Genomic DNA, 20,671 nt, shown 5'->3' with positions numbered 1-20,671 from the left:
TTTATTAATCACCAATGATACAATTATATTGAATTAATAATAATTTAATTCAATATATACTAATCATAAGGGGGAGTTTTGTAATGAGACTACAAAATAAAGTAGCATTAATAACGGGTGCTGCGTCAGGTATGGGAAAAGGAGAAGCTTTAGCCTTTGCTAAGGAAGGAGCTAAAGTAGTAGTTGCTGATTTAAATTTAGAAGGTGCAAAAGAAGTTGTACAAGAAATTAAGGACAACGGTGGACAAGCACTGGCGGTAAAAGTCGATGTTACCAAGACAGAAGATATTAAAGCGATGGTTCAACAAGCAAAAGAAGGATTTGGACAAATTGATATTCTTGTAAATAATGCTGGTGTATTTGATAAGTATGCAACTAGCTTAGAAACACCGCTTGATAAATGGAATTTCTTTATTAATATCAATCTAACTAGTGTATTTCAAGTTACCAATGAAGTCCTTCCAGACATGATTGCACGTGAAAGCGGATCAATTATTAACATTGCTTCTGTTGCGGGATTAGTTGCTGGAAAAGGTGGAGCTGCTTACACTGCAACAAAACATGGTGTTGTTGGTTTAACTAAGAACCTTGCTTCCGAATATGCAAAATATGGCTTAAAAATTAACGCAATTGCACCGGGAACAATTGAGACTCCATTAATCAAAGATGTTGTCGCAAATATACCAAAAGATACCGTACCAGCAAGACGTTTCGGACAAGTTAATGAAGTTGCTGAATTAGCTATATTCCTTGAATCTGACGAGGCCAAGTTTATGAATGGTGTCGTTGTTCCAATTGATGGCGGATTTACTATTCAATAATTATATATACATTTCATGTGGATTGAGGATCTGAAGTTTCTATTTTCTATAAGAATGGACTCATTCTTTGAGAAATATGAAATTCAGATCTTTTTTTCAATAGAACAATAAGGAGAAAATAACATGAACAACAAAAGATTTGGCTTACATTATGCATGGTGGATTATGATTGCAAGTGCAGCTATTTATGCTGCAAGTGTTGGTATCATCGTTAGTTGTGCGGGGCTACTGTACAATGCTGTTAGTTTAGACCTTGGTATAGGTATTGCTGATATAAGTCTGTACACGACAATTATGTATTTAACGATCACCGTCGCACTTCCATTCTCTAGCAAAATTCTTAAGAAGTTCGATCTAAGAATTATCTTAAGCGTTGCTGGAATTATGAATGCACTAGCTTTTGGTTTAATGGGAACATACACATCCGTATACCAATTCTATATTTCAGGCTTTATTTTAGGCATTGGAAGTACTTTTCTAATTTATGGTACCATACCTTTAATTATCAACAACTGGTTTAAAGTAAAAATGGGTACTGCATTGGGTGCTGCGATGGCATTTATGGGTGTAGGCGGAGCAATATTTGCACCAATAACCGGTAACTTTATTGAATCATTTGGTTGGAGACCGACATATATTTTTCTTGGGATAATAGTTGCTATCTTGATTCTTCCATTCACAATTTTTGTGATAAGAGAGAAACCAAAGGATTTGAACATGCAACCTTATGATTCAGATACAGCTAGTAACAAACCAGCGACTGTAGAAGTTATAGGAGTTAAAAAGAAAGATGCACAAAAGTCGTTTCCATTTTATCTTATTATTATTTTTACTGGACTACTTGGACTTGTTTCAACTGTTAGTTTCCATGTTCCAAACTTCGTCCAATCGATTGGCTTTACGCCAACTTTAGCGGCAACTGTAGTAACTTGTGTAATGATTGGACAAACAGCTGGTAAATTTATATTAGGCTGGGTAAATGATAAACTTGGCGCTAGATGGGCTGTTACTTCAGGGATTGGCGGCGGAGTGGCCGGTATCCTCTTCTTACTATTTAGCGATAATTTAGGTGTTTTTGCTTTATATGCAGGAGGATTGCTATTTGGCATCGGTTTTTCAGCAAGTACTATTCTTCCCCCAACCGTAATTACTGCTGTTTTTGGAAATCGTGATTATGGTCCTATCTATACAAGTATTATGAGTGCATCGACTTTAGGCGTTGCATTGGGGACAACCTTATTCGGATTTATCTTTGACACCACCGGCTCTTACTATGCGGTATTTATTATCGTAATTATAATGTTTGCTGTTTCTATCTTAACAAGCTTTATTTCTATTGATTGGAAAAGGAAATTTATTCGAGCAGGTTTATTTAAATAACTATTTCCATCTTATCTTAACTTCAGTAAAACATTTAACAAAAATTGAAGTAAGAAAAAAAGACATGTTTATCATTTTAACGATTTGCATGTCCTTTTTTTACACGTAATTTCTAGTTAAGATAAAGTTAAACTTCATTCAGTGGGAAGTTCCTTTCCTCCACACTGAATGTTAGTTGAACGAATCGGGATTTTGACTTTCTGTTGATCACCCACTTACAATTCTTGATTTTTCTCAAATTCTTGAAGTGGGGATTTTACGGCCAGTTAATTCGGGATAAATAATGAAAAATAGAGTGTCCTTTTTTATGTGTACATCATTATGTGATTAATTCTCGAATGCCTTAACTAAATTCGCCATTTCGATTGCAGATGCAGCAGCGTCTGCTCCTTTATTTCCAGCCTTTGTTCCCGCGCGTTCAATTGCTTGTTCTATTGACTCAGTTGTTAATACGCCGAATATTACTGGTTTTCCAGTGTCAGTGGATACTTTTGCAACACCCTTTGCCACTTCATTACATACATAATCAAAATGTGGAGTAGACCCACGAATTACTGTTCCGAGCGTAATAACCGCATCATATTTCTTGTTTGCTGCCATCTTGCCAGCAATTAATGGAATTTCAAATGCTCCTGGCACCCAGGCAGTATCAATATTTTCTTCACTTACACCATGTCTTTTTAGCGTATCGATTGCACCATCCAATAATTTATTCGTAATGAATTCGTTAAATCTAGCGACAACAATACCAACCTTTAAATCTATTCCAACTACATTACCTACAAATATGTTTCCCATTTTCCATTCTCCTCTATTTCATAATCTATTTTTTCATTAAGCGTTTAAAGTTGCCTCGTTCTCTTTCTTTTTACGATACACGATGAGGTCCGCAATGGTAATTATTTTTAATCCTAAATCTTTTGCCATCATTTTTAGCTCCGGCAGTCTCGCCATTTTCCCGTCTTCTTTAATAATCTCGCAAATGACTCCGGATGGAAATGAATCGCTTAATTTTGCTAAATCAACTGCTGCTTCGGTATGACCAGGGCGAGTTAACACTCCACCATCTTTCGCAATCAGTGGAAACATATGCCCCGGCTGTTTAAAATCGGTAATTTTTGCTGCTGGGTTTGCTAGAGCTTGAACCGTTCTAGATCTTTCCAATGCACTTATCCCTGTCGTTGTATCGATATGATCAACCGAAACGGTAAATGCAGTTCCAAGTGGATCCGTACTTTTATCTACCATCATTGTTAGGCCGATATTTTTTGCATGATCCGCTTCTATCGGAACACAGACAAGTCCTTTTCCATGTGTAATCATGAAATTAATTACTTCTGGTGTTGCCTTTTCTGAAAGTGCGATAAAGTCACCCTCATTTTCTCTATTTTCATCATCCACGACGATAATTGGCTTGCCATCTCTTAAATCTATGATTGCTTCTTCAATCGTATCAACCATCATGATCACTCCCTACATGAATCCATTATTTATTAGAAATGCTTGATTAATGCCTTCCTTTGGTTGCAAATACTGATTATGTAACATGTTCTGTACATATTTCGCGAGCATATCACATTCAACATTTACGAAATCGCCTTTGCCTTTTGAACCCAAGATTGTTTCCGACGCTGTATGCGGGATTAGCGATATCGTAAACTTTTCCTTATTCACTGCAAACAGGGTTAAGCTTATGCCATCGACTGTAATCGAGCCTTTATACAGCAAAAATTTTGCCAACTCTTCTTGTATTTTTATTTCATAATAAATCGCATTTTCTTTCTTATATTTTGCTGCAATTTCGCCGGTTCCATCGACATGACCTGAAACAAAATGACCACCAAACCTGCCATTCGCGGCCATCGCTCTTTCCAGGTTCACACTCGATCCAGTCCTTAGTTCATGCAATGTCGTTGCTTTCAGTGTTTCTGGCATCGCATCAACTTGAAAACTGTTGGCATTAAAATCAGTAACTGTTAAGCAGATTCCGTTGACTGCAATACTATCGCCAATTTGCACGTCTTTAATTACTATCTTTGATTCAATTGTTAATTGCACCGCCTGCATTGATACTTGGTGGACCCGCTTTACGGTTCCTTTTTCTTCTACAATTCCGGTAAACATGATCTTCCTCCTTCCTGTTCAGCTATCCATTACGAGGGTTTTGATAGGAACAACAGAAAAGCCCCTGAGCATTTTCAGGGGCTTGAAGATTTAGAATTTTAGTTAGCATGTAATCTAAATAAAATGAATAACAGAAATATACTGCTTTATTCGTACTAACTTTAGGTGCGAATAACCAATACAATTCATCATCAAATAATTGCATGCCTAAAATTCCTTCTCTCATCCAGACTTTAACTGTCGGTTCTGGAGTTGCACCAGATCAGCCATACGGTTAGAAAACCATACAGGTCGCGGACTTAGATATTGAATCATCACCGCCGATTGGGAATTACACCCGACCCCGAAGGAATATTGCATATTAAATTTTTTAGAACAATATGAGTATAGCACGATTAACGTTAAATATCCAAAAAGTTTGCTCTAGGGAAAATATTAGGGCGCTACTGCTGATTTAATTTTTCTCCTGCCGATATCTTCGCGCTACTGCTGATTTAGTTTTTCTCACGACGATATCTTCGCGCTCCTGCTGATATAGTTTTTCTCACGACGATATCTTTGCGATCCTGCTCATTTAGTTTTTCTCCCGACGATATCTTCGCGCTACTGCTGATTTAGTTTTTCTCCTGCCTATATCTTCGCGCTACTGCTGATTTAGTTTTTCTCACGACGATATCTTCGCACTCCTGCTGATTTAATTTTTCTCCTGCCGATATCTTCGCGCTCCTGCTGATTTAGTTTTTCTCCCGACGATATCTTCGCGCTACTGCTGATTTAATTTTTCCCCTGCCGATATCTTCGCGCTCCTGCTGATTTAATTTTTCTCCCGACGATATACCCACGCTACTGCTGATAAAAGCAATCCTCTTGATGATATCATCATTGCAATCATAGATTCGTGCTCCTCCACCTATTCCCAGCAAGTCTAGCCTATCCTAGTTATCTTAAAAAAAGCGCTATAAGGGCTTTCCCTATACCGCTTTAATCCATCTTTTCAAGCTCTTCAGTCATCATTTTATAACTCATCGCACCGAATAGTTTAAAACGGATCTTGCCATCGGAATCAATCATAAAGGTCGTCGGAATTGGGTTAATTTTATATAATTTCGATATTTGTCCAGACTTATCTAGTCCTATTGGAAATGTTAATCCAAACTCATTTACAAATGAAGTAACGTCCTTTTGGCTCATTTCCGAATCTGTTAAATTAACTGCGAGCACTATTATATCCTCATTTTCATGGAGTTTCTGCATATCCGGCATTTCCACCCGACAAGGAGGACACCAACTTGCCCAGAAATTCAACATTACACGTTTCCCGCTAAGATCCTTAAGTTTTATTGTTTCTCCACTTATAGTCTGTATTTCAAAATCCGGCGCAATATTGCCAATTTCCGTTCCAACTGTATTATCAGCTTTTGACAAATCCGCAAACCCAAACCATAAAATGAATGTCGAAACAATGACCATTAATATCAGTTTTTTTATCATGATATAATCCTCCACTAGCCTTGGTTAACATAGTTTGTCCATCTCTATTTCTATTCATGCAGCGGATTTTATTGAATCTCTAGATCAATCGTTGGTATACTCTGTTTAGCTAATTTCAGAAAACTAAGGTTTAACCATGCCTTTAGGTGACAGACTTAGTTGCACTTATTCGTTAAGAAAGTTTTTTACTTTCTTATCTACCAAAAAAATTCTTATATATAGGAGGTAAAATGATGGGATTACAAAAGGGAAAAGAAAATTGCATTACCGATGTTGATGGAGTTAAGGTTGGGCATGTCACTTTATACGAGGAAATCGATGATGTGGATACTATCTGCACAGGTGTGACAGCAATTCTCCCACACGCGGATAATCTATTCCGAAAAAAAATATATGCAGGAAGTGCGGTGATCAATGGGTTCGGAAAAACTGCAGGGCTCGTCCAACTTGAAGAGCTCGGAATATTGGAATCGCCAATTATGCTGACCAATACATTTAGTGTCGGTGCTGTTATGCAGGGGACATTGCAATATATGCTCGAACAAACGGAAGAAATTGGTGACACGACGAGTACGATTAATCTTCTTATTGGCGAATGCAATGATGGCTATTTAAATTCGATACGCCTGCAAGCGGTAAAACCTGAACACGCCATAGAGGCTATTCGTACCGCAACAACATCTCCTGTTAAAGAGGGTGCGATCGGCGCTGGAAAAGGGATGGTCTGTTTCGGGCATAAAGGCGGAATTGGAACTGCATCCCGAATGGTGGAAGTTGAAGGGCATCATTATACTGTTGGTTGTCTAGTACTAAGTAATTTTGGAAAAAAAGAGCAAGCACTCTTTGCTAATTTAAATTTAAAAAATCTAGATACACCAGATGGCTCTATCATGATGATTATCGCAACAGATGCACCACTTTATGATAGACAGCTAAAACGGCTTGCCAAACGTTCTGCAGTCGGAATCGGTCGAACAGGAAGCAATATCGATAACGGCAGTGGCGATATTGCTATCGCATTTTCTACTGCTAATACATTTGATCATCATGCTGCTGAGCCGATAGAATCCATTAAATTCATTCGTGATGATCACCCAATGATGAATCAATTATTTCAAGCAGTAATTGAGGCAACAGAAGAAGCAGTGATTCGTTCATTAAAATTCTCCGAAACGACAAAAGGTCGAAAAGGAAGGATTGTGGAGAAAGCACCTCTTTAAACGATGAGATGTTGATCGGAATTCCTATGAGTATCAGGCGTTCATACATTAAATTGGACTGCCCCAATTGTTAGATTGTGTCCGACAATTGGGGCAGTCCACCCTTCAAAACATATCCCTAGATCACTTTGACTTCGTAAAAAACGATTCAGGCACTTCCGCTTCAAATGACAATACTTTTCCTGTTGTCGGATGAGTAAATGCCAAAACCTTCGCATGTAGTCCAAGTCTGCGAATTGGATTTTCCTTTGATCCGTATTTCTTATCGCCAACGACAGGATGTCCTAAATCCTGCATATGCACGCGGATTTGATTCTTTCTACCAGTTTCAAGCTGAAGCTCTAGCAATGAAAAATCTTTATTTGCCTGGATTAGTCGATAGCGCGTAACAGCAAGTAAACCGTCATTTGGAGTATGACTTGAATAAACGAGATGTGTCTTGCTTTCTCTAAGCCATGACTTCATATAGCCTTTTTCCTCGGTAACCTTTCCTTCAACTAATGCGACGTACGTACGTTCTTTGACCACGTCATTCCAATTATGTTGTAAGTTCTTCTTAGCCTGCTCATTTTTGGCAAATAGCATGACACCGGAAGTATCCTTGTCCAAACGATGCACGACAAAGATTCGATTCTCTGGATCTTCTTTCTTAACATACTCCATCAATTGATGATGTGCAGTTGATTTCTTTTCCTTTGCGGTTGCAATAGATAATAATCCCGCTTCTTTATTGATTACGATGATGTCATCATCCTCATACAAAATAGACATGCCGATTAAGACACTTTCTTGAATCGCTGCTTTGTTTTTTAGGATTTTGACCGTTTGCCCTGGATAGAGGGAATAATTATATTTTGTTTCTAAATGGTCATCCACAGTGACTTGTCCACGTGCAAGGATGGATTTGACCGAATTCCTGCTTCGATTAGACATTACTTTTAATAGGAAGGCTAATAATTCCGCTTCTTCCTCAACTTTGTATACGAATGATTTCGCATCGTGACGATATTTATTTGGCATTTGAATACTCCTTTTAATTGAAAAAAAAGTTAAGATAAACCACTTCTACATGTAGTTTAGCTTAACATTACAGATAATGATATTTATATGCAAATTTTAATCCTCATCCTTGACATCAATATCTTCAGGGATCGGCTCATTTAAGTAGTCTTGAAGCATCCGTTGGTATTTTTCAACCTGCTCAAAATGAGTGGTAAATTGTTCTTTATATATAAGGTAATCCGTTCCGTCATGAACGGCTCGAATTTTTCCTTCCATTACTAATGAAGTTACTTTCTCTACACTCGTTGATAAATACTCGGCAGTTTCCTTGATCGTTAGGTACATCACATCGCACCTCTCGCCTTACACACTTAGTATGTCCAAGTATGCCTCATTATTTTCTAGCTTATGTTTAGCATAGGGGCAAAGTGGAAGGATTCTCAACTTTTCTTCTCTAGCGAATAGCACTACTTGCTCAAGTAATTCACTTGCTACTCCCTGACCACGGAGTTCCTCCGTTACATAGGTATGATCAATGACGATTCTTTTTACTCCTGATTGCACAAACGTCATTTCTGCGATTGGATTCCGGATATCGTCTCCAATGTAAAATTTATTTTCCCCTTTATTTATTGCAGTCATAATCGCTCCTCCTATTAAATAAAGCCTACTTTTAATAGTATACCTCATTTTTTTACGAATTCTAGGATTATTTCTCTACTAATTCATGATTTCTTTACAATAAATTAATATTTTTCTGCTATAATTATTCAGAACCAGTCCAAAAGTACTATTTGCATCCTATGCATACATATGATAAAGGAGTAGTTTAATAACATGAGGCTTATTTTTAATAGGTTACTAGGGAAGACATCATTGCGCAAAAGACTATTGATACCATTTGTAACCTTGATGGTAATCGCAGTTGTTGCTGTTGGTGCTACTTCTTACATACAAGCAAGGAATATCACGATGACGACAATCGAAGACAGACTCGCTCGTGAAGCAGAATTAATTGGTTATATTGCCGAAAGCTTACATTTTACATATGTTGGACAAGATGATTATTTCATGCAACAATTGAACGCAAATATCCGTTCCCAAAAAAAGCAACTTGAAAAAGATGGAATGAAATCCGACTTTTTCTATATTACGGATTCTTCGGTTACGCCCTTTCCTATAAGTGAGAAGACATTGCCGAAGATACCAGATTCCTTAGTAAAACATATTACCGAAGCGAAGAACGGACAAACACTGCAAACGATAGATGGGAAAAGCTACTCCATTTCCTTCCAGGAGATGAAGGAGATTAATGGAATTTATACTATAATCGTTCCGACAAATTCATTTATGGGACCAATCAATGATATGGGATATCTCTCAATTGGAATTGGCGCGGTGAGTATAATAATCTCTACTATCTTGATTATTATATTTGTTAGATCTTTAACCAAGCCACTCTCAAGCCTGAGTAAAGCAATGCGTGAGGTACGTGAAGGAAATCTTAATTCGAGCGTATCGATTAAGACGACGATTCCTGAATTCACTTCGCTCCATAAGAGCTATACTGCGATGATAACCCATATGCGAACAATGCTTAATCAACTAAACAGTACGACCATTGAGTTAGACCAAACCGGAACAGATTTGAAACAATCCTCAGACAATGCGCTTCAATCAAGTCATGATTTAATTGAATCGATTAATGTCGTTAAAATTGGCGCAGAGCAAACAGCGACAAGCTCGGAAAATAGTGTTAATAATTCCATGGTGATGAAGCATCGTATCGAAAAAATGTTGAATAATATGAACATCGTATTTACAAGTTCAGATAGTATGGGGAATTCTGCTGTGGATGGCGAAAAGAGTATCTCTGAATTAATCTCAACAATCCGTTCATTTGAAAAGGATTTTAAACACTTAACGAAGACAATCAAGCAGGTAAATGATTATTCAATGTCGATTTCTAAACTTGTTGGATTGATCCAAGGAATAGCAGAACAAACGAAGTTATTATCACTGAACGCAGCAATCGAAGCAGCACGTGCTGGTGATGCTGGAAAAGGGTTCTCAGTCGTTGCAAATGAGGTTGGAAAGCTTGCAGAACAATCCTCGGCTGCTGCAAACGATATTACGAACTCGATTTCTCATATGGAAGAAATTACAGCAAATGCAACAAATGAATTTGAACAGATGCTCAAGAAAAGCAATAACAATATTTCGATGGCAAATCTATCCAAGGAATCATTTGATGAATTGATGAGGGAGATTACCGAAGTAACGGTAAAACTAGAAGGCATGCAAGGCGAATTGCATGATTTCCGTGAGCTTCTTCCTAATTTAGAAGTAACAGCTGAGGAGTTCGCATCTATTTCCCAAGAAACCTTAGCAAGTGCGGAAGAAATGCTTGCAAGTAGTGAGCATCAACATAAACAAATGGAGAACACACATGAAATCGGGCTTAAGCTTACCGGCCTATCAAAATCCCTATCCGCAATAACGAAGAAATTTCATGTAGAATAAAACCAAAAAGAAGCCACATTCCATATTTAAAGGATGGTGGGCTTCTTTTTTGCCTTTTTACAACTAAATTTCATCATTCGTAAAGGTTTTGATTTCTTTGCTTTCCAGGATCTGCATAAATTCTTCCCCTGTAATCGTCTCATGCTCCAGTAAATATTTCGATAGTTCATGTAGTTTGTCGATATTTCCATTAAGAATGTCCAGCGCTTTTTGATGTGCTTCGTGAATTAGACTACGCACCTCTTCATCTACTTTTGCAGATGTTTCAGCGGAAGCTGTTAACGATGTATCCCCGCCTAAATAAGGATTTGCTACCGTTTCAAGGCCCATCATATCGAAATTATCGCTCATCCCATAACGCGTAATCATTCCTCTTGCAAGTTTAGTCGCCTGTTCAATATCATTCGATGCGCCTGTTGTAATCGACTTAAAGATGATTTCTTCTGCTGCACGACCACCTGTAAGTGTAACAATCTTATTAAACAGATCTTCTTTCGAATAGAGTACCTTCTCCCCTTCTTCCACCTGCATTGTGTAACCAAGTGCACCCGACGTTCTAGGGATAATCGTTATCTTATGCACTGGTGCTGAATTCTTCTGTTTTGCGGCAACAAGTGCATGGCCAATTTCATGATAGGAAATAATTAGTTTCTCATGTGTCGAGATAACAGCACCCTTTCGTTGGTAACCAGCAATAATCGTTTCTACTGATTCTTCAAAATCCGATTGGTTTACTTTCGTGCGATTAAATCTTACAGCACGTAATGCTGCTTCATTGGCAATATTCGCGAGCTCTGCACCAGATGCGCCTGCAGTTGCTCTTGCAATTGCATTGAAATCGATTTCTGTATCAATTAGTAAATTCTTTGAATGTACTTTCAGAATCTCTTCACGACCCTTTAAGTCAGGAAGCTCTGCTGGAATTCTTCTGTCAAATCGTCCTGGACGAAGCAATGCCTTATCCAATACCTCTGGACGGTTAGTTGCACCGAGGATAATGACCCCTTTACTGCTGTCAAAGCCATCCATCTCGGTTAAGAGCTGGTTAAGCGTTTGTTCTCTTTCATCATTTCCTTGCATCCCAGAACTATCACGCCTCTTACCGATTGCGTCAATTTCATCAATAAAGACAATACATGGTGCTTTCTCCTGTGCCTGCTTGAACAAATCACGAACTCTCGAAGCACCCATCCCAACAAACATTTCCACGAATTCAGAACCAGAAATGGAGAAAAACGGTACCTTTGCTTCCCCAGCAACTGCTCTGGCAAGTAAAGTTTTCCCTGTACCTGGAGGACCAACTAATAATGCACCCTTTGGCAGCTTTGCTCCTATTTTCCTATATCTGTCAGGGCTGTGGAGAAAGTCAACGATTTCTGTCAACGCTTCCTTCGCCTCATCTTGTCCAGCTACATCCGCAAATGTTACACCTGATTCTGCTTCCACATAAATCTTAGATTTGCTCTTACCAAATGTCATGGCATTTCCGCCACCACCCATTTTCTTCTGTAGATTACGCATCAGCATTTGCCCGATCACGATAAAGATAATAATCGGTAGGATCCAAAATAAGAAGAAACTCATTAATGGAGAAGTTTGCTTCGGTATTTCCTGAGTAAATTCAACATCCGCATTATAAAGACGGTCAACTAACTCATAATCCTCCACTCTTCCTGTTTCATATATTGGAGCACCCTCCTCTTTAGTAGTAAACGATATATAGGTCTCCTTAATCTCTACTTGATCAATTTCTCCCTGATCAATCATCGTCAAAAATGTACCATAATCAACCTTTTCTATCTGTTGTTGTTGAATAAACGGGACGATAATCGCATTGATTGCTAAGATAAAAATTAAAGCAACGAAGTAATAAAAGATCATCGGCCTCTTTGGCGACTTTACTTCTTTCATATTCAAACACTCCTTTCAGTCATTTTGCCCATATATGATATAATGTAACAAATGTACTTGTGATTAATTTCACATGAATAATTTCCCCTCTATTTAATTTGAACTCTTACAATTGATTAGTAGTACAGAGCTTATTAAAACCTCTTAGTACCATTTCACTGATTACTGAAGAGTTATACTCTTATATCTATTCCTATTATATCAGCCCCAATTGCTTTTATCATTTTTGAACAAAGTATCATCATCCGAAATAACTCAAAATTTGTTCATACACCTCTGCCGTTCTTTCGTCAGATACTAAATGCCCCGTTTCTTTATAAATCACTAGGTTTGCATTTGGTAAATCCTTCGCCAAGCGCTTGCCAATATTTACTGGGACTACACGATCCTCTTCCCCCCAAATAAGTAATGTCGGCGTCTTAATCGCTTGTAATTGTGCTGTCGTTAAATCACCTTCGCGATACCTTAATAATCGAACCATGGATTTATAGAAATTCTTCTCCTTTAAGGGTCTGCCAAATTCACGAATATGATCATCCGTTATTAAGGCATGATTATAAAATACATTTTGCAGGTTTTCCTTTACATTCTTTCGTTTTATATGCAGTTCAACAGCAAGATAAAATAATGGCAGATAGGAGCTATATATTAGCAGTCTATTGGCGCTTTTTAAATAACCGGAACTACATAATAATATTAATTTTTTTATTTTGTTTGGAATTATTCTTGCAGTGTTTAAGGCAATTTGACCACCCATCGAATGCCCAATAATACAAACCTCATCCAGTTTAAAATACTGAATACATTCTGCAACGATCGCTGCATAATTCGAATAGGAATAGATAAAGGCAGTTGATTTTTCACTTCTTCCAAATCCTGGCAGATCAATTGCGATGATCGAATAATGTTTTTCTAATAGTCGAATGAGCCGATAAAAAGTGTAGGTTGACGAGACAAATCCATGAATTAATACGATTGGTGGTTTGCCGTTCATTACGTATTCACAATAAATCTTAACATTTCCGATTGTAATCATTTCTTTTGCTAACGGCATTTGCTCCATGGTCTCACCCTGTTCTAGATAATTTCCTTTATTATTTACAATGCAATGCAAAACATGCAGTGATTATTTTCAAAAAGAATTAAATTCTGATTTCCTAACAATGCAAAAAGCTTGCTGAAAAACTCCAGTTAAGTAGAATTTTTCAGCAAGCTTTATTTTGAATTACATGGATTAACAAAGCATTCTATACTATTGTTAAAATTCCGTCCTTATTGTACTTCCATTCGTAAATCGCCAGTTTTAGCCCAGCCCTTTGTAATGAAGGAATGGTACACAACAACAGAGATAATCGCCGGAAGAACAACACCAATAACAAGATACATAATTAATACACCAACACCTTGGTTTGCAAGAATATTTAATGGTGCGATAAATGAGTTTAGCCCAAGTCCGGCAAGCTGGTATGGAACCTCAAAATCAAATACTAAAATTGCAATTGGTGCACAAATCACTGAAGATAAGAATGGTCCCACAACCAGTTGCGGATTTTTTACCAGGTTCGGTACTTGTACTTTAGGCGTTAAAAATGACTGCGCAATATTTGCTCCTAAATCATTCTGTCTAAACGACATTGCCGTCCAGCCAGCAAACTGTGCTGTACAACCGATTAATGCCGCAGCACTTGAGACAGGATCAAGCTGAAGCGCAATTGCGATTGCTGCTGATGATGCAGGTGACATAAGGAAGATACTCCAAATAAGTGCAATCACGATTGAACCGATTAAAGGTGATCCGGAAACAGAATTGGCAATTAACGCACTTAATGATTCTAATAAAGGTGTTGTAACAGCTGCTAGGCCTACTCCTGCAACTCCGCCGACTAAAATTGCAGAAAACGGGATAGCGAGCATATCCAGTTTGGTTTTCCCTGTAACACGCTTTCCAACCCAAATCGCAATAATTGCCGCTAATACCGCACTTATAGGTTGTCCCGTTGTAAGTACCATCGCCCCTTCTGCATTCATTGTTAAGGCATTCGCACCAACTGTACTCGCGGCCATTGCACTGAAAATAACGAGCGTATTTCCTCCGAGCTGATATGCCATTCCTGCACCAATAGCTGGCGCCAGCATTAATTGTGCCGCCAAACCAACTGTTGCAAATCCTTCCCAGCCAGTAAAAGTAGAAAATGTCTCGATTAGAAGACCAATGCCTAATGTTACTAGTACTGCGTTAGCTAGTCCTATTGACGCTTTATGCATTCGATCGATTATGTATCTCTTCGTTGATTGTTTCATTATCTTTCCTCCACTGTTATAAGAATAATATTTTTCTGTCTATTATAAAGAAATAAAAAGCCTTCCTTGATGGATGGCGCTAAACTTCATTATACTTGAACGCCTCTTTTTTAATGAACGCAATGAGGGCTCAGTATAAATTCATTTGAATAGAAAATATCTCAGTTCATAGCATAATAAGTTAATAATAATCTGATTATTCAGATCAGGAAATTTATTATACCCCTTGTTGCTCTTCCCTCTTTACTGAATGTATTGCCATAATAATAGAGCAAATTTCATATAGTGTCAATTATCATTTTATTCCAAATTCAATAACAGCGCTTTCAATATTAAATAATTTTCAATCGATTATGTATATCCATATTAGTCAAAAGATGGTAAGATACAATCTGAATATAACCGAATATCGTTGAGAAGGTGAATTTTTGACAACAAATAATACAAAGAAAGATTTAAACTTATTTATCCTTACATGGCCAATCTTCATTGAGATTTTTTTATTTATGCTGATGGGGCTTGCGGATACATTCATGCTTAGCGCTGTTTCCGATGATGCGGTTTCTGGTGTTGGTGCTTCCAATCAATTTCTGCAAATCGCCATATTAATTTTACAGGTTATTGGCAGTGGAGCTTCCATCGTTGTAGCACAATATATTGGCTCTAGAAGGTTTAAAGATGTTTCCAAAATTGCAGCAACCGCAATTACGTTAAATCTAGTAATCGGAATAATAATTAGTATCATTTTTCTTTTATTCGGCAGTTATATGCTTCAAGCTCTTAATTTACAAGGAAATGTGTTTGAATATGCGAAAAGCTATTTAGGGATTGTTGGTGGAGCAATATTCTTACAGGCATTAATCAACTCGTTATCGGCAATTATCCGTGTACACGGATTTACTCAAGCTACGATGTTCGTATCCCTCGGTATGAACATTATCCATGTAGGCGGAAACTATTTACTTATCTTTGGTAATTTTGGGTTTCCAGAACTTGGAGTCGAAGGTGCTGCAATTTCTACAATTTTTAGTCGCTTTCTTGCACTACTCGTGTTCTTCTGGCTCTTTTATAAAATTTCAGAGGTAAAAGTAAAGCTAAACTATTATTTTTCATTATCAAAGGATTATATTAATAAGATCCTCAAGATTGGGATTCCATCTGCTTTTGAGCAAGTAATGTACCAATCCTGCCAAATTGTTTTTCTCTACTATGCGACCTTCCTTGGTCCAAGTTCTTTAGCGGCACGGCAATATGCAACGAACATTTCGATGTTTATCTATCTCTTCGCACTGGCGATTGGGTTGGGTACGGCGATTATTGTTGGTAGATTAGTAGGTGCAAATCGCAGCTCTGAAGCATATGGCAGCGTTTGGAGAAGTGTTCGCTGGGCAAGCGGTGCGACATTGGTTGTCGTTATCCTTGTTGTGCTCTTCAGGGTACCCATATTGGAATTATTCACGGATAATCCAGAAATCGTTAAATTAGGTGCAGACGTTTTATTACTTAGTTTTCTACTAGAGACAGGCAGAACAATTAATATCGTCTTAATTAACTCACTGCGGGCTGCAGGTGATGCGAAGTTCCCAGTATTAATTGGCGCATTCTCAATGGTGGCGATGAGTCTGCCACTTGGATATTTCCTTATTTTCTATTTAGATCTGGGGCTTGCTGGTATTTGGCTGGCAATTGCTGCAGACGAATGGACGCGGGCGGTTATCATGTTCTTCAGGTGGCGGAGTAAGAAGTGGGAGAAATATGCATTGGTTGACAATAATAAAGCAGAAGAAACTGCTATTGGTTGAAGTGATACTAAATAACGCTAAGGACCTAACCTTAGCGTTATTTTTTGTCTTATTCACAATAAGTCCTTGAGAGCTTGCTAATTTAAATAATAGCTCATGATGATTAGCTCCCCTTTTCTTCCCATTTTCCGAAGACCTTCATCAATATAACCGCACTTTTTATAGAGTAATTGTGCGGCATAATTATTCAAATTAGCTGCTAGAACAATCTCATCAGCATAAGGAAATTCAGTACATACATATTGTGGCAGTAACATTAATGCTTTCTTTGCATTTCCTTTTCCCTGATGATTAAAGTCTGTTGAAAAAGCCCGCAATAATATTGCTTTCGGATTTTCCGAATACGGTTTTACTCCTTCATTTTCATGAAGAACGAAAAATGTAACAAGTTCATTTTCCTCAATTGCTAAAATAGCATGTCTGTCAGCATCAATTTCAGCTAGTGCGACATTTTCAACCGGTGTCCCTGTATATCGAAGCTGTTCTTCAGTTAAAGTGTAATTCTCAATTTTGCTTTTGAAGCTTGGTTTATATTCATGTAGTTTCATATATTCCTCCTAAATTTTCACATTTAGAATACGAACTAATTGATCAAGGCATAATCTTTAAGGTTTAATAAGTCGTTCACACTATCTAATATGTATTCCGGTTTCTCCATCAACAACTGTTCTCGCTTATGGCTACCCCAAGTCACACCACAGGCCGCTACTCCTGATGATTTGGCCATTTGCAAATCGAAAATTGCATCGCCAATCATTACAGTTTCCTCTTTTGCCAAATCGTATTGCTCCACCAATTTCAGAATTCCATCCGGATGCGGTTTATAATGGTTTACTTTATCTGAACCAATAATATCTTTGAAATAGTCTCCAATCTTAAGATGTTCTAAATTTCGTAATAACACATCTGATTTTTTCTTGATACGACAAACAACTGCTTATTCGCTGATTGTAATGCCTCCAATACTTCAGGAATCTTTGGAAAAGCAGCAAGCGATTTACTTTCATTTTCTTTATAACATTTACGAAATAGCTGTAAAAGTGTATCAAAGGCACTAGCTGTGAATTCGTGATCTGCCATTTCTTTAAATGATACCTCAATTGGAATTCCCATAAAATGTTCAATTTGCTCAGAGGTTGGCACACTTAATCCGAATTCCCTAAATGCTTCCTGCGTTGCAATAACACTGCAAAGCTTAGAATCTGCCAGTGTGCCGTCAAAATCGAAAATATAGTTTTCCATTTGTATTATCGCTCCTTTTAGATATAAGAAGAGACCCAAACATCCTATAGATTGGGTCTCTTCTTCATTTCAGGCTTACTAATAGACTAAAAATCTTCCTTCTTATCCCATTAGCTTAGATCTTTACTATTTTCTCTTTTGCTATTTCTTTTTTAAAGCGTTTAATCTTTTCCATCGCCCATTCATAATGACTAGAAGTATTCGCAATGAAATATGTACCTAAGGATGTAGTCTTCGTCCAGCGATAATATTTTTTCGTGAATAGTTCGTCATTATTATGCTTGTTAATCAATTGCATCATTTGTAAATGGCTATCATTTAATTTTCTCATCGCATCATTTAAATTTATTGATTGATACTTTTCCCAAATAACGTTATTCAGTGCAGGTAATGTTCTCCACGTATATCCAGGGGCAGGCATGATTGGCTTCTCCCCTGCCATCCCCTCGATATACCACTTCTCCATCATCAGATGCCATTCATGCAGATGTGTTAAAACGTCGCGAATATTACGATCACGGTCTTCAAATGAAAAATCGGATTCTAGGTGATTTGCTGGAATAGAGCTTACTAAAGCCATTAACTCTGTGAACTTCTCATTATTTACTTCTTTGAGTTCAGATTTTGTCTTTGGTCTAGGCAATCGTTTCTCCCCCTATAATCCTATAATAAATCCCTTCTCAAATCCTCTGCAGATCGTGGTGATAAATAGATCGGTGGCACATCGAATACGGTTTTCGCTCCAGCTTGTCCCTCGTTATACATGCGATATGCTGCTCTAGCATATGCTACAAGGACACTAGCAGTAAACTCTGGATTACTGTCTAGCTTAAGTGAAAATTCGATGATTTGTTTATTTTGATCTGCGCCTGTTTCCCCACCGCGAATAACGAATCCACCATGTGGCGCTGCAGAATGCTCCGCCTTTAATACCTCTTCAGTGATGAAGTTTACTTCTGTATCATAGTCAGCAAAATAGTTCGGCATTGTCTTAATCTCATTTTCGATTTTTGCCTTATCCGCACCTTCTTCAGCAACGATATAGCATACACGGCGATGCTTTTCAGCTGTCGTTAATTCTGGATTCACCCCACTGCGCACTTTCTCAATTGCCGCATCAGCTGGGATTGTGTATTGCACGCCGTCCTTCACACCGTCCACTCTTCGTACTGCATCCGAATGTCCTTGACTTAAACCCTTGCCCCAGAATGTGTAATTTTCACCTTGTGGAATAATCGCTTCTGCCATTAAACGATTAATTGAGAATAAACCTGGATCCCAACCAACGGAAATAATGCTGACCTTGCCACTTTCTTTTGCAACAGCATCAACCGAACTGAAATATTCAGGAATTTTCGCATGTGTGTCATAGCTGTCAATCGTGTTAAATAGCTTCGCAAGTTCCGGTCCTTGTTCAGGAAGATCAGTCGCAGACCCTCCACATAAGATCATCACATCAATTTTATCTTGATAATCTTCCACATTCGATATATGTACAACTTCAACATTTGGCTCATCGATTTTTAAGCTCTCAGGCGCTCTTCTTGTAAAAATAGCGATAAGCTCCATATCTGCTGATTTCTTAATTGCTTCGACTGTACCTCTACCAAGGTTACCGAATCCAACAATTCCTATTCTAATTTGCTCACTCAATCTTATCCCTCCATGTTGTTGCTTTTGTATTATCATACTACACTTTTATTCTATTCGTCACAATGTTCAATGCACGTTTAGAGTGAATTTTTTCTACAAGAATGTTGATTCTACTGTGAACAGTCGCTTTCTATGATGAATGTTAACGACAATGCTGGGAGCGTATTTCGATTTAATATCGATAGATTATGCACAAACCCAGCGTAGTGTATTTCCGCAGCGGCTAGCCAGGAAGCAATACGCAGCAATAAACATTCTTTGTTATTTCCGTCAAAAAAGCTTACAATATGACATGGAAGGAGCGTTACCATGCACATAAATTATCAACTACCAGAGAATATTGAAGAACTATTAAATACAAAACGAAACGAAATAAAACCAGGATTTGCAGAATTAATCCGTCAAGGTGGCTATGTTCCACCACATATGGATTTACTAATCGATGCAATTTCGATTTTAAGTATGGGAAAAAACATCCTATTAAAAGGACCAACTGGCGCTGGTAAAACCAAGTTCGCCGAAACATTATCCTACCTGTTCAATCAACCAATGTTCAGTGTCAACTGTTCAGTAGACTTGGATGCAGAAAGCCTACTGGGATTTAAAACCTTAGCATATGAAGGTGAAAAACAAGTAATTGAATTTGTTCCAGGTCCCGTTATCAATGCAATGACGAGTGGAACTTTATTATATATTGATGAAATTAATATGGCAAAACCAGAAACATTGCCACTAATTAATGGTGTGCTTGATTACCGAAGAACGATAACAAACCCATATACAAACGAAGTGATTACCGCTGAAGAAGGATTTGGTGTGATTGCAGCAATCAATGAAGGATATATTGGAACTGTACCACTTAACGAAGCATTAAAGAATCGATTTATCGTGATTGAAGTTCCATACATTGAGGGCGAACAATTACGGAATTTAATCCAGACCAATACGAAACTAACCAATGAAAAAACAATTGAATTATTTGTCAAATTATCAAATGATCTCGTAACAGCAGTTTCACAAGGAAAGCTTTCTGAGGATGCAGCATCGATTCGTGCGTTACTTGATGCATGTGATTTGAGCTCCATTATCCCAGCAAAACGAGCAATTCTCCGCTCTATTGTCGATAAATTAGACGAAGAGAGAGAAAGAGAATTTGTCATGAATTTGACAGAAACGCTATTCTAGGGTAGGAGGATGCTAG

18 protein-coding genes, 2 pseudogenes and 1 riboswitch are annotated in these 20,671 nt (G+C 37.8%); of the genes and pseudogenes, 6 read left to right on the top strand and 14 right to left on the bottom strand.

All coding sequences use genetic code 11. The features are described from left to right. Nucleotides 1-83 precede the first annotated feature (83 nt). Together CWR48_RS06515 and CWR48_RS06510 are read left to right on the top strand one after the other, a co-directional pair. Nucleotides 84-821, top strand: coding sequence for an SDR family NAD(P)-dependent oxidoreductase (locus tag CWR48_RS06515; protein WP_115772412.1), 738 nt, complete (start codon nucleotides 84-86; stop codon nucleotides 819-821). A 123-nt stretch (nucleotides 822-944) separates the two neighbouring features. Continuing rightward, complete coding sequence (locus CWR48_RS06510; protein ID WP_115772411.1) at nucleotides 945-2,201, top strand: MFS transporter; 1,257 nt, start codon at nucleotides 945-947, stop codon at nucleotides 2,199-2,201. A gap of 327 nt (nucleotides 2,202-2,528) precedes the next feature. Here CWR48_RS06510 and ribH read toward each other — a convergent pair whose 3' ends face one another. The 4 genes and pseudogenes from ribH to CWR48_RS06480 all read right to left on the bottom strand — a co-directional run bounded on the left by ribH (nucleotide 2,529) and on the right by CWR48_RS06480 (nucleotide 5,816). Continuing rightward, nucleotides 2,529-2,999: a 6,7-dimethyl-8-ribityllumazine synthase gene (gene ribH / locus CWR48_RS06505; RefSeq protein ID WP_115772410.1), complete on the bottom strand. Its 471-nt coding sequence runs from the start codon at nucleotides 2,997-2,999 to the stop codon at nucleotides 2,529-2,531. A 60-nt stretch (nucleotides 3,000-3,059) separates the two neighbouring features. Further along, nucleotides 3,060-3,662: pseudogene (gene ribB, locus CWR48_RS06500) on the bottom strand (3,4-dihydroxy-2-butanone-4-phosphate synthase); the annotation flags it as partial. A gap of 12 nt (nucleotides 3,663-3,674) precedes the next feature. Further along, the gene (gene ribE / locus CWR48_RS06495; protein WP_115772408.1) at nucleotides 3,675-4,325 is read right to left on the bottom strand and encodes a riboflavin synthase; all 651 of its coding nucleotides are present in this window, start codon (nucleotides 4,323-4,325) and stop codon (nucleotides 3,675-3,677) included. 210 nt (nucleotides 4,326-4,535) lie between these two features. Continuing rightward, nucleotides 4,536-4,680, bottom strand: a riboswitch (FMN riboswitch). Nucleotides 4,681-5,306: 626 nt separating this feature from the next. After that, on the bottom strand, nucleotides 5,307-5,816 hold the full coding sequence (locus tag CWR48_RS06480) for a redoxin domain-containing protein (RefSeq protein ID WP_245976740.1): 510 nt from the start codon (nucleotides 5,814-5,816) through the stop codon (nucleotides 5,307-5,309). A 233-nt stretch (nucleotides 5,817-6,049) separates the two neighbouring features. Between CWR48_RS06480 and CWR48_RS06475 the strand changes: the two genes are divergently transcribed. Then, nucleotides 6,050-7,036 carry a DmpA family aminopeptidase gene (locus CWR48_RS06475; protein WP_115772405.1) on the top strand — a complete coding sequence of 329 codons (987 nt, stop codon included), beginning with the start codon at nucleotides 6,050-6,052 and terminating at the stop codon, nucleotides 7,034-7,036. Between the two features lie 123 nt (nucleotides 7,037-7,159). Here the strand turns inward: CWR48_RS06475 and CWR48_RS06470 are convergent, their stop codons facing one another. From CWR48_RS06470 to CWR48_RS06460, 3 genes are all read right to left on the bottom strand, one after another. Next, entirely contained in the window at nucleotides 7,160-8,056 is an 897-nt protein-coding gene (locus CWR48_RS06470; protein ID WP_115772404.1) for an RluA family pseudouridine synthase, read from the bottom strand. A gap of 96 nt (nucleotides 8,057-8,152) precedes the next feature. Then, the gene (locus CWR48_RS06465; protein ID WP_115772403.1) at nucleotides 8,153-8,383 is read right to left on the bottom strand and encodes an excisionase family DNA-binding protein; all 231 of its coding nucleotides are present in this window, start codon (nucleotides 8,381-8,383) and stop codon (nucleotides 8,153-8,155) included. An 18-nt stretch (nucleotides 8,384-8,401) separates the two neighbouring features. Continuing rightward, the gene (locus CWR48_RS06460; protein ID WP_115772402.1) at nucleotides 8,402-8,680 is read right to left on the bottom strand and encodes a GNAT family N-acetyltransferase; all 279 of its coding nucleotides are present in this window, start codon (nucleotides 8,678-8,680) and stop codon (nucleotides 8,402-8,404) included. Nucleotides 8,681-8,914: 234 nt separating this feature from the next. Here CWR48_RS06460 and CWR48_RS06455 point away from each other — a divergent pair, with 234 nt between their 5' ends. After that, the gene (locus CWR48_RS06455) at nucleotides 8,915-10,561 is read left to right on the top strand and encodes a methyl-accepting chemotaxis protein (RefSeq protein ID WP_342772438.1); all 1,647 of its coding nucleotides are present in this window, start codon (nucleotides 8,915-8,917) and stop codon (nucleotides 10,559-10,561) included. A 63-nt stretch (nucleotides 10,562-10,624) separates the two neighbouring features. Here the strand turns inward: CWR48_RS06455 and ftsH are convergent, their stop codons facing one another. The 3 genes from ftsH to CWR48_RS06440 all read right to left on the bottom strand — a co-directional run bounded on the left by ftsH (nucleotide 10,625) and on the right by CWR48_RS06440 (nucleotide 14,773). Continuing rightward, the gene (gene ftsH / locus CWR48_RS06450) at nucleotides 10,625-12,472 is read right to left on the bottom strand and encodes an ATP-dependent zinc metalloprotease FtsH (RefSeq protein ID WP_115772400.1); all 1,848 of its coding nucleotides are present in this window, start codon (nucleotides 12,470-12,472) and stop codon (nucleotides 10,625-10,627) included. Between the two features lie 241 nt (nucleotides 12,473-12,713). Next, entirely contained in the window at nucleotides 12,714-13,535 is an 822-nt protein-coding gene (locus CWR48_RS06445; RefSeq protein ID WP_115772399.1) for an alpha/beta fold hydrolase, read from the bottom strand. A gap of 209 nt (nucleotides 13,536-13,744) precedes the next feature. Next, nucleotides 13,745-14,773, bottom strand: a complete 1,029-nt coding sequence (locus CWR48_RS06440) for a PTS sugar transporter subunit IIC (RefSeq protein WP_115772398.1) — start codon at nucleotides 14,771-14,773, stop codon at nucleotides 13,745-13,747. A 428-nt stretch (nucleotides 14,774-15,201) separates the two neighbouring features. Between CWR48_RS06440 and CWR48_RS06435 the strand changes: the two genes are divergently transcribed. After that, nucleotides 15,202-16,575 carry an MATE family efflux transporter gene (locus CWR48_RS06435; RefSeq protein ID WP_245976739.1) on the top strand — a complete coding sequence of 458 codons (1,374 nt, stop codon included), beginning with the start codon at nucleotides 15,202-15,204 and terminating at the stop codon, nucleotides 16,573-16,575. Between the two features lie 77 nt (nucleotides 16,576-16,652). Here the strand turns inward: CWR48_RS06435 and CWR48_RS06430 are convergent, their stop codons facing one another. The 4 genes and pseudogenes from CWR48_RS06430 to CWR48_RS06415 all read right to left on the bottom strand — a co-directional run bounded on the left by CWR48_RS06430 (nucleotide 16,653) and on the right by CWR48_RS06415 (nucleotide 19,470). Next, nucleotides 16,653-17,123, bottom strand: a complete 471-nt coding sequence (locus CWR48_RS06430) for a GNAT family N-acetyltransferase (protein WP_115772397.1) — start codon at nucleotides 17,121-17,123, stop codon at nucleotides 16,653-16,655. 35 nt (nucleotides 17,124-17,158) lie between these two features. Beyond that, nucleotides 17,159-17,817, bottom strand: a pseudogene (locus CWR48_RS06425) (HAD family hydrolase). Nucleotides 17,818-17,932: 115 nt separating this feature from the next. Next, nucleotides 17,933-18,460, bottom strand: a complete 528-nt coding sequence (locus CWR48_RS06420; RefSeq protein WP_115772396.1) for a ClbS/DfsB family four-helix bundle protein — start codon at nucleotides 18,458-18,460, stop codon at nucleotides 17,933-17,935. A 20-nt stretch (nucleotides 18,461-18,480) separates the two neighbouring features. Then, nucleotides 18,481-19,470, bottom strand: a complete 990-nt coding sequence (locus CWR48_RS06415) for a diaminopimelate dehydrogenase (RefSeq protein WP_115772395.1) — start codon at nucleotides 19,468-19,470, stop codon at nucleotides 18,481-18,483. A 309-nt stretch (nucleotides 19,471-19,779) separates the two neighbouring features. On the opposite strand from CWR48_RS06415, the gene CWR48_RS06410 reads away from it, so the two are divergent. Then, complete coding sequence (locus CWR48_RS06410) at nucleotides 19,780-20,655, top strand: ATP-binding protein (protein WP_115772394.1); 876 nt, start codon at nucleotides 19,780-19,782, stop codon at nucleotides 20,653-20,655. The last annotated feature ends 16 nt before the right edge of the window (nucleotides 20,656-20,671 follow it).

Source organism: Oceanobacillus arenosus (genome assembly GCF_003369575.1).
Classification (GTDB): domain Bacteria; phylum Bacillota; class Bacilli; order Bacillales; family Amphibacillaceae; genus Oceanobacillus; species Oceanobacillus arenosus.
This window is presented reverse-complemented; position numbering and strand designations above follow the sequence as displayed.

Bases quoted from the DNA above. Each gene is read 5' to 3' on its own strand.
- ribE (WP_115772408.1), bottom strand. From the start codon at position 4,325: ATGTTTACCGGAATTGTAGAAGAAAAAGGAACCGTAAAGCGGGTCCAC.
- CWR48_RS06445 (WP_115772399.1), bottom strand. From the start codon at position 13,535: ATGGAGCAAATGCCGTTAGCAAAAGAAATGATTACAATCGGAAATGTT.
- CWR48_RS06430 (WP_115772397.1), bottom strand. From the start codon at position 17,123: ATGAAACTACATGAATATAAACCAAGCTTCAAAAGCAAAATTGAGAAT.
- CWR48_RS06510 (WP_115772411.1), top strand. From the start codon at position 945: ATGAACAACAAAAGATTTGGCTTACATTATGCATGGTGGATTATGATT.
- CWR48_RS06480 (WP_245976740.1), bottom strand. From the start codon at position 5,816: ATGATAAAAAAACTGATATTAATGGTCATTGTTTCGACATTCATTTTA.
- CWR48_RS06410 (WP_115772394.1), top strand. From the start codon at position 19,780: ATGCACATAAATTATCAACTACCAGAGAATATTGAAGAACTATTAAAT.
- ftsH (WP_115772400.1), bottom strand. From the start codon at position 12,472: ATGAAAGAAGTAAAGTCGCCAAAGAGGCCGATGATCTTTTATTACTTC.
- CWR48_RS06465 (WP_115772403.1), bottom strand. From the start codon at position 8,383: ATGTACCTAACGATCAAGGAAACTGCCGAGTATTTATCAACGAGTGTA.
- CWR48_RS06460 (WP_115772402.1), bottom strand. From the start codon at position 8,680: ATGACTGCAATAAATAAAGGGGAAAATAAATTTTACATTGGAGACGAT.
- ribH (WP_115772410.1), bottom strand. From the start codon at position 2,999: ATGGGAAACATATTTGTAGGTAATGTAGTTGGAATAGATTTAAAGGTT.
- CWR48_RS06475 (WP_115772405.1), top strand. From the start codon at position 6,050: ATGGGATTACAAAAGGGAAAAGAAAATTGCATTACCGATGTTGATGGA.
- CWR48_RS06515 (WP_115772412.1), top strand. From the start codon at position 84: ATGAGACTACAAAATAAAGTAGCATTAATAACGGGTGCTGCGTCAGGT.
- CWR48_RS06470 (WP_115772404.1), bottom strand. From the start codon at position 8,056: ATGCCAAATAAATATCGTCACGATGCGAAATCATTCGTATACAAAGTT.
- CWR48_RS06440 (WP_115772398.1), bottom strand. From the start codon at position 14,773: ATGAAACAATCAACGAAGAGATACATAATCGATCGAATGCATAAAGCG.